The 12890-nt window shown below is 60.2% G+C and carries 10 protein-coding genes and 1 pseudogene; 8 read left to right on the top strand and 3 right to left on the bottom strand.

What is annotated here, in order from left to right; genetic code table 11:
• Positions 1–215: 215 nt before the first annotated feature.
• The 5 genes from AC0L2O_RS25045 to AC0L2O_RS25025 all read left to right on the top strand — a co-directional run bounded on the left by AC0L2O_RS25045 (position 216) and on the right by AC0L2O_RS25025 (position 6291).
• Positions 216–896: an SDR family oxidoreductase gene (locus tag AC0L2O_RS25045; RefSeq protein WP_473371582.1), complete on the top strand. Its 681-nt coding sequence runs from the start codon at positions 216–218 to the stop codon at positions 894–896.
• Positions 897–1272: 376 nt separating this feature from the next.
• On the top strand, positions 1273–2301 hold the full coding sequence (locus AC0L2O_RS25040) for a glutathione S-transferase C-terminal domain-containing protein (protein ID WP_473371581.1): 1029 nt from the start codon (positions 1273–1275) through the stop codon (positions 2299–2301).
• Between the two features lie 180 nt (positions 2302–2481).
• On the top strand, positions 2482–3141 hold the full coding sequence (locus AC0L2O_RS25035) for a peroxiredoxin-like family protein (protein ID WP_473371606.1): 660 nt from the start codon (positions 2482–2484) through the stop codon (positions 3139–3141).
• 61 nt (positions 3142–3202) lie between these two features.
• Positions 3203–4408 carry an ABC transporter substrate-binding protein gene (locus tag AC0L2O_RS25030; protein WP_473371580.1) on the top strand — a complete coding sequence of 402 codons (1206 nt, stop codon included), beginning with the start codon at positions 3203–3205 and terminating at the stop codon, positions 4406–4408.
• 194 nt (positions 4409–4602) lie between these two features.
• Entirely contained in the window at positions 4603–6291 is a 1689-nt protein-coding gene (locus AC0L2O_RS25025) for a class I adenylate-forming enzyme family protein (protein ID WP_473371579.1), read from the top strand.
• Positions 6292–7035: 744 nt separating this feature from the next.
• On the opposite strand, the gene AC0L2O_RS25020 is transcribed toward AC0L2O_RS25025, so the two are convergent.
• The 3 genes from AC0L2O_RS25020 to AC0L2O_RS25010 form a co-directional block, all read right to left on the bottom strand.
• On the bottom strand, positions 7036–8019 hold the full coding sequence (locus AC0L2O_RS25020) for an NAD(P)H-dependent flavin oxidoreductase (protein WP_473371578.1): 984 nt from the start codon (positions 8017–8019) through the stop codon (positions 7036–7038).
• Between the two features lie 34 nt (positions 8020–8053).
• Positions 8054–9133, bottom strand: coding sequence for a phosphotransferase family protein (locus AC0L2O_RS25015; protein WP_473371577.1), 1080 nt, complete (start codon positions 9131–9133; stop codon positions 8054–8056).
• 215 nt (positions 9134–9348) lie between these two features.
• Positions 9349–10359 carry an NAD-dependent epimerase/dehydratase family protein gene (locus AC0L2O_RS25010; protein ID WP_473371576.1) on the bottom strand — a complete coding sequence of 337 codons (1011 nt, stop codon included), beginning with the start codon at positions 10357–10359 and terminating at the stop codon, positions 9349–9351.
• A 262-nt stretch (positions 10360–10621) separates the two neighbouring features.
• Here AC0L2O_RS25010 and AC0L2O_RS25005 point away from each other — a divergent pair.
• The 3 genes and pseudogenes from AC0L2O_RS25005 to AC0L2O_RS24995 all read left to right on the top strand — a co-directional run.
• Positions 10622–11008 (top strand): annotated as a pseudogene (locus tag AC0L2O_RS25005) (RidA family protein); the annotation flags it as partial.
• 42 nt (positions 11009–11050) lie between these two features.
• A complete protein-coding gene (locus AC0L2O_RS25000) occupies positions 11051–11419 on the top strand; it encodes a RidA family protein (RefSeq protein WP_473371605.1) in 369 nt (122 codons plus the stop codon).
• A gap of 135 nt (positions 11420–11554) precedes the next feature.
• Positions 11555–12598 (top strand): amidohydrolase family protein, encoded by a 1044-nt coding sequence (locus tag AC0L2O_RS24995; RefSeq protein WP_473371575.1) that lies wholly within the window; start codon positions 11555–11557, stop codon positions 12596–12598.
• Positions 12599–12890 lie beyond the last annotated feature (292 nt).

The raw sequence follows: 12890 nt of genomic DNA, 5'->3' as shown, positions 1-12890 counted from the left end.
CGACTGCGGACGACAAGCAGCGACAGCCCGTGCCTTGCAGAAACGGGCATTGTACACAACTGAGTGCAATGATACGGGCACATGCTACCCTACATGGCGCGCATGCCTGCGGTTTTGATCTCCCCCTGGCGGGAAGATGCGCGGTTGGCGGCCCCCTGCTCGGTGGGCAGTCTTCCGCATTCACCTTGGCCTAGGCCCAGAATTCTGGATCAGACATGAATAATTTGCTGCTCGGAAAACGCATCCTAATCACCCAAAGCTCTGAGTTTATGGGCCCGGCGCTCTGCGAAGTCTTCGAGGAGCAAGGCGGGGTGGTAATCGCGAGCGACGAGCCCCTAGTTGCGCCGGGGGCGGCCGAGAGGATCGTGGCCGATGCGCAAGAAATTGACGTTCTCGTTGCAAATTTGGCTTTGCCGGCCCCAACCACAGCCGCGGTCGATGTGACAGACGCGGAGTGGCAAGATGCCTTTGACATTCTTGTCGCGCCACTGCCGCGTTTGGTGCGTGCAGCCGTCCCGGCGATGATCAGCCGGCGCGCAGGCAAGGTTCTGGTCATCGGTAGCTCGACGGCATTGCGGGGGATCAAGCGCGTTTCTACCTACAGTGCGGCCCGGGGCGCTCAGTTGGCCTATGTCCGAGCAGTGGGCGTCGAACTAGCTGCCCACAATGTGCAGATCAATGCGATCGCCCAGAATTTTGTCGAGAATCCCACTTACTATCCGCCTGAACTGCTCCTGAATCCTCGGTTTCAGGACAGATTGGCCCGTGAGGTACCGCTCGGCCGTCTAGTGTCGGCGCGGGAGGATGCATCATTTGCGGCCTACCTATGCAGCAGTTCGGCTGACTGTTTTGTGGGCCAAGTTTTCCCAGTCTGCGGCGGTTGGGTCGCGAACTAACATAATCCATCGGAGTTCGGGCTTCGTCAGCCGCCAGATCAAGGGCAGAGCTCAAAACGCTGCCCAGTAGAAACCACCCATAGCCAAAAATGCAGGTAGGTATTGGGTCCCCGCCCTGCCGGAGACAGTTTGCCAGGAGACTGGCAGCCCGGCTCTAACGAAGCAGAGGCGAGCCCGGTCCTCAAGTGACCGTCATCGCTGGGCCAGCGTCATCGTCGAACGCATGTCTACATAGACGCGAATTTTTATCGCGAGGCGGCGCGGGCCCCATCGGCGATAGTCCCCACACCACAACAAAACAAACGGCACTTCAGTTCGTTGGCTGGTCAACGTGCCAGAATTAGTGTGCCGGCTTGACTGAGGAAGCGTTATACCCATGGCCTTGCAGACCCCCGTCGCCTTGAGCGGCTCACCTGGTTCGCCTTACACATACAAGATGCTGGCGGTGCTGCGATATCGGCGCATACCTTACCGCTTCTTGGCTTCCAACAATCCCGCCACCGATACTATGCCCAGGCCCAGGGTGCGTTTGCTGCCCACCTTCTATCTACCCGGCGACGATGGTGTTCTGGAGGCCGTCGTCGATTCCACGCCGATCATCCGCCGCCTCGAACGCGAAGCCGAAGGTCGCTCCGTTATCCCCCACGACTCTGCGCTGGCCTTCCTCGACGAACTCATCGAGGACTATGCGGACGAGTGGCTGACCAAGGCTATGTTTCACTATCGCTGGACCTACGACGCGGATATTCGCAAGGCCGGAGCGGCTCTGGCGTGCTGGTCCGGCTATTCGATCCCGGACGCGGAGCTCGCTCAACGCGGCCAGATGTTCAGTGAACGACAAATTGGCCGGCTAGGTGTGGTCGGCTCCAACACCGTGACCGGACCCGTGATCGAGGCCAGCTACAAGCGGTTCCTGTCGGCCCTCGAGGCCCACCTAACCCATCAGCCATTCCTATTGGGGACCCGCCCCGCTGCCAGCGACTTCGCCGTGTTCGGTCAACTGACTCAGCTTGCGCAGTTCGATCCCACCTCGACGGCCCTCACCGCCGATATTGCACCCCGCGTCTACGCTTGGGTCAGGCTGATGGAAGATCTCTCGGGTCTCGAACCGGACAATCTCGACTGGGCTCCACTCGCTACTGCACCGGCCACTTTGACAGCGCTGCTGGCCGAAGTCGGCCGCGTCTACCCCCCGGTGATGCTCGCCAACGCTCGGGCCCTGGCGACCGGCGCCTCAGAGGTGGCGGCTGAAGTTGATGGCAAACCCTGGGTTCAAACGCCCTTTCCCTACCAAGCCAAGTGTCTGCAATGGCTTCGAACCAGTTATGCCGATCTATCACCAGCGGCCCGCGATCAAGTAGGTCCACTACTAGAGCAGAGCGGGCTTGCGGGGATGTTCATCTGAACTTGACCACGCCAATGGTCGAACCAAAGTCGATTTAAATCCCACCGCCTCTTTTGACCGCGGCTCCGGCGGAGCTCGCGGTCGATAGCCGCCGCCGACGCTCGCAAGACAACTGCGCGTCAACCGAGGACATGATCGATGACCCTTCAGGAAACCCTAGCCACGATCGCGCAATCTGGTCTGTCGCTGCAAGGCAAGCTCGATGCGCTGAAATTCGAATTCGACAACAACCTCGCGCCGCCGGCGGCAGTCGAAGTGCTGCACCGTGCCACCAATGAACTGATCGCGTCGGGCGCGGAGAGCCGTGCACTGAAAGGCGGGGACGTCGCGCCAGAGTTCATCCTTCCTGATCCTGACGGCAATCCCGTTTCTTCCAAGCTGCTGCTCGCAAAAGGGCCGCTCGTGGTCACATTCTATCGCGGCGTTTGGTGTCCGTTTTGCAACCTCGACCTGAGCGCACTGGAAGAAGCCCGTTCGGAAATCGAGTCGCACGGTGCGACCTTGGTTGCGATCTCTCAGCAGACGGCGCCGAATAGCCGCAAATCGCAGCGGCAGAACGGACTGGGTTTCCCAATCCTCGGCGACCATGCCGGGGAAATCGGCGCTCGGTTCGGCGTACGCTGGACCCTGCCGGATTATCTGCGTGAGGTCCAGAAGGCATTCGGTGCGGACCTGACACAGTTCAACGGCGAGGACAGTTGGACCCTTCCGATGCCCGCTCGTTATGTCATCGCGCAGGATGGCACTATCGCTTACGCCGAGGTGAACGCCGATTATACAAGGCGGCCCGAGCCTTCGGCCATCTTCCCGGTTCTAAAGCAACTGAGCCGCCGAGCATAGGAACTGATCAGACATGAGAAGCCGACAGCGAGAATTCACCGCGATATCCAAGGAGCAGGGCATGATGAGACGAATTCAACTGGTCGCGGCGATGTTGATCGCAACGCTACCGCTGACGGCGCGCGCCGCAGAGAATGCTCCGGGGGTGACGGAGACCGAAATAAAAGTCGGTTCGACTTATCCATTCAGCGGACCGGCATCGGCCTATGCAACGGTGGCCAAGGGATTGAATGCCTATGTCGACTACCTCAATGACAAGGGCGGGATTGACGGGCGCAAGATCAAGTTCATCGTGCTGGACGATGCCTATAGCCCGCCAAAGGCGATCGAACAAACCCGCCGACTGATCGAGAGTGAGGAGGTCGCTTTCATCTTTGGGCCGCTTGGAACCTCGACCAATGCGGCGACGATCAAGTATCTAAACTCCAAGAAGATCCCCGACCTTTTCATCCAATCTGGGGCGTCAAAGTTTACGAACTTCAGGGAGTACCCGTACACGACAACCGGCGTCACCAGCTATTACACGGAAGGCCGGATCTACGCCAAGTACATTGCTCAATCCCTGCCGAATGCAAAGATCGCTTTGCTGTATCAGAACGATGATCTCGGCAAGGATTTCCTGAATGCTCTCAAAGGTCAATTCAAGGACGATTTCGATAAACGCGTAGTGGTCGCGTCATACGAGGTGACAGAGCCGACCATCGATTCCCAGGTGGTTCGCTTGAAAAGCTCGGGTGCTGACGTGCTCCTGATCGGCGGCACACCAAAATTTGCCGCGCAAGCGATACGCAAGGCTCATGAAATTGAGTGGAAGCCAACGCGCTTTCTCAATGTTGCTTCAAGCTCGATAGCTGCGACTCTCAAGCCGGTCGGGCTGGATATCTCTATCGGTGTAATCTCCGCCGCCTATCTCAAGGATGTTCTAGATCCGAAGAATGCCGATGACGCCGGCATCAAACTTTATCGAGAGATACTCGGAAAATATCTGCCGGGGGCCGATGCGTCTGACTTCACCTACATTGCCGGTGTAAATCATGGAATGCTGCTCGAGCAGATACTGAAGCAATGTGGGGCCGACCTGTCGCGGGAGAATATCTTGAAGCAATCGCGGAGCATCAAGAATTTGGCGCTGCCGCTGACACTCCCAGGCATCCGGGTCAACACCGATGAGAACAACAGTCAGGCATTCACACAGCTTCAGTTGCAGCGCTTCAACGGAACGGGTTGGGAATTCTTCGGTGACGTCATAGAGATAGCGCCCGAATGACTATACCATGGATCAGTTACTGACGGCTCGTAGCAGAGAGCCAGCCCTCGTTGCTGCAATGATTCGCGCCGGCGGCGCGATCACGCACGCCTCGCATCCTTCCGACTGCCGCGGGATGCATATGAACCCTGACACAATTTTGCGGGAGCCTGCGTGGCAAGCTTTCGTTCCCATCCAATGACAGATCCCATCCAATGACAAATATTTTAACCCAGCCCAGCCATTCCGTCGCGGAGGCCACCTGGCTCGCACTCCAGGACGAGCGTTTCGCGACCGAGCTCTGCACCGCCCATGACCGCGAAGTCCTGGGCTGGGCGTCCGGGCCAAAGCATTTGCTCGACGTGTTCGAGATGAGCCAGTTGCGGCCACGGCGTGAATTTTTGGTCATGGACGATGTCCGGCTGTCGTTCGGCGAGTTCGGAAAGGCCGTACGGTACTTAGCCGCGCGGTTTCGACAAGCCGGCTTGGCGCCGGGCGACCGTGTCGCCTTGCTCATGCGCAATCGCCTTGAATGGCCAGTGTTATTCTTCGCAACCACGCTGGCAGGCGGCATCATCGTTCCGCTCAACGGTTGGTCCGATCACGCTCAGCTGCAAGCCACAATCGAAAACGCTACCCCGCGCTTCTTGATACACGATCGTGGAGATGCCGAGTCTACCGGCTTCGGCGTCGAGCATGTCTGGGGGCTTGCGGCGCTTGGGTCTGCCGACCCCTTCCTGCCCGATCCAAGGACATGGGACGCCCTTGAGGCGCCGATCATCGCCTCGCCGCCGCCCGCGCCCGACGACGTTGCGGCTATTTTTTACACATCCGGCACCACAGGAAAGCCCAAGGGGGCCATGCTGACCCATCGCGGGATTTCCGCAGTGGTGCGCAATACCGAGTTTCAGAGAGCGCGCTTGTTGCTGCGCTACCCCCAAACCGTCCAAGAGACGAGGGGCGATGATCAGAAGATCGGGCTCTATCCCGTGCCGTTCTTCCATGTCACCGGTGCGATCAGCGGCATGGTGACTTACGCCGCGTTCGGTGACAAGCTTGTGCTCATGCATAAATGGGATCCTCAAATCGCCCTGGACATCATCGAGCGTGAGCGCGTGACCGTATTGGGCGGCGTCCCCACCGTGTCGCTCCAGATTCTGCAACAAGCCCAGCTCGAAAGCCGCGACCTCTCCTCGCTTAAGACAGTGCTCTATGGTGGCGCGCCTGCGCCGACCCACTTGCCCGCCGCTATCGAGGCGCGGCTTTACGCCACTCCTGGCACGGGATGGGGAATGACCGAAGTTTCAGGCCCCTTTCTGAACAATGGCGGGCCCGACTACATGGCGCGCCCTGGAAGCTGCGGTCTGCCCACACCCGTCAACGAGGTTCGTATCGTCGGCCCAGACGGCTTGGTCCTTCCGTTAGGCGCCGCCGGAGAACTGCAGGTCGCCGGGCTCACCGTGACACCGGGTTACTGGCGCAACCCGACGGCGACCGAGGCCGCCTTCGACGGTGAATGGTTCCGCACCGGCGATCTGGCGAGGGTGGACCCCGAAGGCTTCGTCACCATCGTCGATCGCCTGAAGGACATCATCATTCGCGGTGGAGAAAATATCCCCAGCGTCGAACTGGAGGATGCTCTGAGTGCGCATCGCGACGTCCTCGAATGCGCCGTTGTCGGACGCAGTCATCCGCTGTTGGGGGAGGAACCAGTCGCCTTCGTCGTACTGGCGCCGGGCACGCGGACAACCGAGGATATCGCCGTCGATATGTTGGCCAAGCTTGGCCGGCAGAAAGCGCCGGTCGCTTATCATGTCGTCTACGAACCGCTGCCAAGGAATGCGGCAGGAAAGGTGGCGAAGCAGATGCTTCGTCCCTTGGCGACAGCGGAGCACAAAAACTAGAACTCGCCACCCACGCCCTTACACGAAGGTTCAGTGATCAGAACTCACGGCCCCACGCACGCAAGCCGGGCAGCCGTAAAAGAACCCATGCTCGCTAGTACCGTCACGCGGGAGCTGGCGGATGGTCGAGGAATGCCTTTATGGCAAGGATAAACTCAGTCACACCGCGCAGCAGCCCCGCGCGCCCTCGGCTTCGCGGGATCGCCGCTGCGGTCGGCCAGCAGCCCGATTTCGTGAGTTCGGTTGAGCGCTTCGCTCGATTTTGCTGAGGCTGCGGCTGCCGCACACCGAAGGCTAAGATCGATCACGGCACAGCCGGGCGCGCTTATCATTCGGCGAGAGAAGAAGAACGATGAGACGCAGGATATGGAGCAACCGGGTGACGGTGAGATGGCTTATCCATTTGGCGAACCGTTATCGCGCCGAGGCAAGCCCATGCCGCAAGGCCGACCATCTAGGAGCGTTTCGCGCCAAACCAACCTGCGAGCGATCCGCCGAGGAGCATCAACGAAGCGGAGGTCAGCCTGCTGGCATCATCGATCCACATCAGCATTGAGAGGGGCGACGTGAATTCCGGTTGGATTTTCCCAGGGTGACATCACCATCGTGACGGTCGCCATGACAAAGCACATGGCGTCTGCAAAACTACGCCGACCGTCTATAGCCGAGCGCTGCCTTGGGTCGTTCCCGCTTGCGACGTATGGGCAGCGTCATATCAGTTGTCTCGCTTATCTCGGCTTACCGCTAGGCCTCGTCGGCGATCATTTCTTCGAGACGCAGCCGGATCAACTCATGCGCCTCGGCCATGATGCGATCGATGAGCGTCTTCACCGTCGGGATATCATGGATAAGGCCAGCGACCATGCCGCAAGACCAGCCGCCCGCGTCCACCTCCCCGTCCTTCATAATGCGTGGATAGACGCCGGCCACCTCTTTGGCGATGTCGGCAAAGGTGAGCTGATCGCCCCGCGCCTTCTCCGTGGCCAACAATTTCTCGACCGCCGCATTGTTCAAGACACGCTCAGTATTGCGCAAAGGTCGCATGATGAGGCGAGTGTCGAGTTCAGAGGCCATGACGATGGCGTCTTTGACGTTCTGATGCACCGGGGCTTCCACTGTCGCGATGAACCGCGTACCCATATTGATTCCCTCTGCGCCCATCGCCAGAGCTGCCACCAGCGAGCTGCCGTTTGCCATGCCGCCTGATGCAACGAAGGGAATCTTCAACTCTTCAGCTGCGCGGGGCAGAAGGATAAAGTTTGGCACGTCATCTTCGCCGGGGTGGCCGCCACACTCAAACCCGTCGACGCTGACGGCGTCGCAGCCGATGGCCTCAGCTTTTAACGCATGTCGAACGGCGGTGCACTTGTGAATGACCTTGACGCCAGCCTCTTTCAACGCAGGCAGATACTGCTGCGGATTGTTGCCCGCCGTCTCTACGATCTTAACTCCGCCGTCGATGATCGAACGAATAAGTCCCGGATAATCAGGAGGTGCCACAGCAGGCAGGAATGTGAGGTTCACGCCGAATGGCTTATCCGTCATGGTTTTACAACGCGCAATCTCCAAAGCCAGACCTTCGGGTGTGCGCTGAGTAAGGCCAGTGATGATTCCAAGGCCGCCGGCGTTCGACACCGCCGCCGCCATTTCGGCGAAACCGACAAAATGCATCCCGCCTTGCAGGATTGGATGCTTGATGCCTAAGAGTTTGGTGATGCGGGTTTTCATCGGATTTCCTCAAACGAAATGGCGCTTCAGCCGCCTACTGCAAGCCAGCGCGCTTGGCGAATGCGAGAGCGGACTCGGCCAGAGGCACGACGCGGCCGGCATTAGCCGCAGCTAGGGTGCTTGAAGCGGTGCCGTCGCGCACGCGCCCGACGATGCCCTGCAGAATGGCGGTAAGACGGAACTGGTTGTAGGCGAAGTACCAGTCGAGCGCCGGCAAGCCGCTGCGCCCGGTCAGTTCGCAATATTGCTCTACCGCTTCTTCGAGGGTCGGGATGCCAAGCGCGGTCAGGTCGAGCCCTGCGATGCCGGACCGACCGTCGCTCTTGGTGAACCAATTCATCGCAAAATAGGTGAAGTCGGCCAAAGGATTGCCAAGGGTCGAAAGCTCCCAGTCGAGCACCGCCGCAAGGCTGGGCTCGGTGGGATGCAGCGCCATGTTGTCGAGCCGGTAGTCGCCGTGGACTATCGAGGTGGTGTCGTCGTCCGGCGCAGTAGCCGGAAGGAATTCTATCAACCGTTCCATGGCTGGTATCGTCATAGTCTCTGACGCCCGGTACTGCCTCGTCCAGCGGCTGAGCTGGCGGGCAAAGTAGTTGCCCGGCTTACCGAAGTCCGCCAATCCGACAGCGGCGTAGTCGATGTTGTGAAGGTCGGCGAGAGTCTTAATCTCGGCGCGATAGATGGCGCGGCGCTCCTCGGGCGCAATGCCCGGCAGCGAGCCGTTCCATAGGATGCGCCCCTCCACCATACTCATCACATAGAACATGGTGCCGATCACGCTATCGTCGCTGCACAGCGCGTACGCGTGGGCCACGGGGAAGCCAGTCTTCTTGAGAGCCGAGATGACCTTGTACTCGCGATCGACGGCATGAGCAGAGGGTAGCAGGACGCCCGGCGGCTTGCGCCGCAGCACGTATTTCCGACCCGGCGTGACCAGCTGGTAGGTCGGATTGGACTGGCCGCCCTTGAATTGTCGAACCTCGAGCGGTCCTCGGTAGTCGGACACATTGTCCTTCATCCACGCTTCAAGCCGGAGTTCGTCGAGGCGGTAACGCTTGTCCGCCGGCTTGGTGCCGGAGAAGCTGTACTGAGCGGAAAGCGCTTCTTCAGCCATCAACAGTCCTCGACCTGAGCATACTGGTTGTTCCTAACGTGACTTTTTAGGTTCACGCCGCGAGCTTGGCGAAACCGAACCCGGTGTGAGGGTGCGGCAGCCGATGTCCGGCTAGTCAGTCTGCTGTCGGCGTGCGCGGCCTCGATTTCGCGAAGTCCAAACTTAATCGACGCCGCCGCATCGCTTTGCCATCACGTTTGACCTTCTACGCGCGCTCATTGAGGCCGTGCTGTTGATCGGCTCGCCTCGTAAGCAATGCGGTATTGATCAACGCCCTTGGCGAACGGCGCACGTCTCTCGTTCCATGCCGTCATAGCCCTAATCTTGTCCGAACCGACCCACTGCGAGTAATTGAAGAGCCAATTGACGTCGCCGTAGGAAAATTCGCGATCCGGCGCCTTGAACGTCAGATCCAATCCGTAGGTGCGGGCGAGCGCTTCCCCGATCTCGCGCGCCGTTTCATAGCGTTGGTTCGAGATATTGTAGGCCTGGTTCGCGATCGCACTCCGATCTGGATGCTCCGTCAAAGCCACATAGGCGTCCGCGCAATCGTCGACGTGGCAGGAATGCATAACGGCGTCGGGATCACCGACGATCGTCAGGACGTCGCGGCTACGCGCCGCGAGGTCGAACAGGGAGCCGTATAAGCTCGACGACAGCCCGTAGACGACCGTCGGCCGCAACACGACCGCGTCATACGGCGTCTCGGCCTTGTCGAGGAGTCGCGCCCCGAAGGTGCATCGAGGGACCAAGATGGCGGAGGCGGCAGCAGGAACGAGCGGACTCTCTTCTGTGTGGGGCGCCAACGCGGGATCACCGTGCTTCTGCTTCATTGGGCCATAATCTTTGCAGCCGCTCGAGAAGAGGACCAGCGGGCGACGTCCCGCGACCTCACTGCGAGCGACGATTTTGGCTAACATAACCCGCACGGCCGCCAAATGCCCGGAGGCATCGGTACGGTCCTCCGTGTTGGACACCACCACATCAAATGTCACGTCGCCCAGGGTGTCGAGGGCCGCTCCATCGATGGGCCCGACGAGCGGTTGTATCTCGTTCCGTGCGAGATCGCCGGCCGCCCCCTGCTGGCGCACCAATCCATAGGTCCGCCATCCGGCTCGGGCGAACGCCTTGGCAACGGCATTTCCGAGGTAGCCGTTGGCACCCGTTACCAGGACTGTCCTTTGCGTCACAATCGATCTCTCCTTTGCAGCCGGTTTCGCCAGCACCTCCGAAAATCATCGGCTCCGAGTCTGTCCGGCTGGACATCACGTCCACGCGGAGTATCGCCGAAGGCATCGCGCCGCGTCGTGATATATGTTCCCGTCTATGTAGACATCCATTCGACGATGAATGCTGGCCCAGCTCACGACATTCACCTACGTCTAGCTAGACAAGTGAACGATCAGCGAAAAAGCTCATGACCAGTGGCAAGCTGGAAGGTCCAGCAGATTGGTCGTTGGGTTTGTTTCCCACATGAAAGGACGAAAAATGGCTCAGCGTGAAGCATTGTTTCCCGCTAATCGACAGGCTCTATACGAGAAGCACGGATATTCTGCCGCTTTGCGGTCAGACGATCTTCTGTTCGTGTCGGGCCAAGTGGGCAGCCGTGCGGACGGTTCGCCCGAGCCTGATTTCGAGGCTCAGGTTCGCCAAGCGTTCGCCAATCTCGAAGCCACGCTCGCGGCGGGAGGATGCACATTCGACGACATAGTCGACGTGACGTCGTTCCATACGGATCCGGAAAAGCAAATGGCCGCGGTCATGGCGGTGAAGCGCGAGAAGTTTCCGCGAACCCCATACCCGAACTGGACCGCTATTGGAGTCAATTGGCTTTCAGGCTTCGACTTCGAGATCAAGGTAACCGCTCGCATTCCATCTCGTGCGTCAGCGTCGGTAAGCCGCCGCAACCCTAAGACAATGTGGGATATGGGGGCGCTCGGGTGGTCGCACATCAGTGTCGCGGCACCAGGCCGCCTCGCCTTCCTGTCCGGCCAGATCGCCGTGGCGCCTGGCGGTGGGGATGTGCCAGAAGACTTGGGTGGCCAAGCAAAGCTCGCGACTGCCAGCCTCGCCGCAGCGCTAAAGGAGCTTGAGGCGTCCCCGCAAGACATCGTCATGCTGCGCGTCTACGTCGTGAATGCTACTAGCGAGGCATTCGGGCAAGCCGTCGCCCCTTTGCGCGAGCTGGTCGGAGACGCTATGCCGAGCGTCACAACAATCGGAGTCCAGGCACTCTATAGGCCCGAATTCAAGGTCGAGATCGAAATGGTGGTGCGTCTCCCCTGATGAGTGAAACAACGGTCGATGCATCGAACTTAAGCGGTGAATGAGCGGAAGCGCGCGTGTCGTTGCTGAAACCGGACCACCGGCTCGGCCACTCTTGCCGCCACCGCGTCGCCAAGATGATTTCGGAGACCGCCCGTGACCCAAGCCGCCGCCGAGCCTATACTCGATCCCGAACTGCCGATCATCGACCCTCACCACCACCTGTGGGACCACTCCATGCGGCAGCCATCCTCCGGGACGCCGGTGCAGCATGGGTACGAGAACGTGATACGTCTCGTTCCGCGCTACCTGTTCGACGACTTGAACGCCGACATGAAGCGTGGACACAACATCATTGGCACCGTTTATATGGAATGCAGGTCCATGTACCGTGCCGACGGTCCGACCGAGATGGCTCCGGTGGGCGAGACCGAGTTCGTGAACGGCGTAGCGGCGATGAGCGCCAGTGGTCTCTACGGCCCGGCCAGGGCATGCGCGGGCATCGTCGGAAGCGTGGACTTGATGCTGGGGGACAGGGCGGGCGCAGTGCTGGAGGCCCACTTGGCGGCGGGCGGCGGGCGATTTCGCGGCATCCGCCACGGCGCCGCCTGGGACGCCGACCCCGAGGTGCTAGGTCCCCTGGCATACAGACCCGAGGGTGTCTATCGCGACGCGACGTTTCGGCAGGGCTTCGCTCACCTTGGTCGCCTCGGCTTGTCCTTTGACGCCTGGATGCTGGAGCCGCAGCTTCCTGACCTTGTGGACTTGGCGAAGGCGTTCCCGGACACCACGATCGTGCTCGACCATGTGGGCGTGCCGCTCGGCATCGGCAGCTACACCGGCAAGCGGCCGGAGCGCTATTCGAACTGGCTGGACAGCGTCAAAGCCCTCGCTGCCCTGCCCAATGTGAACATCAAGCTTGGCGGACTGGGCATGCCGTTCCCCGGATTTGACAGCTTCATGGCCGGGGCGGCGTCAGAAGTACTGGCCAGTGAATGGCAGCCCTATGTGGTCCCGTGCATCGAAATCTTCGGGCCGGAACGCTGCATGTTCGAGAGCAACTTTCCGGTGGACCTGTGCAGTTGCACCTACGATGTTTTGTGGAATGCGCTGAAGCGGCTGGCGGCCGGGACCTCGGCGACGGACAAGGCGGCCCTGTTCGCCGGAACCGCCCGGCGGATCTATAAACTGACGATTTGAAGGCGGGACTCAAGGCCACGGATCGTACTTTGCGGTACGACCTGGAACCCGCCTATGACGACAGGTCCTCCGTTCGTCGAAGCCTGGGCTGAGGCCCAGAGCGACCCGTGACTGATGGGGCGGACCGCGTTGCGCTTCGAACTTGAGCGGTTGGCCATCGCAATGAGGATCGTCGGGCGAGAGCGGATCGGGTCTGGTGTGATGTGTGGGCGCATGCCTGCGTCACGACGGAAAGGCCGCAATAGCGACATCGGACTAAACGGCGGCGGTAGATACTGTGGCCGCTCAGAGG

It is taken from the genome of Bradyrhizobium sp. Kon10 (assembly GCF_055807395.1).
Note: the sequence above shows the minus strand (reverse complement) of the source record. Positions and strands in the feature narration are given on the sequence as shown.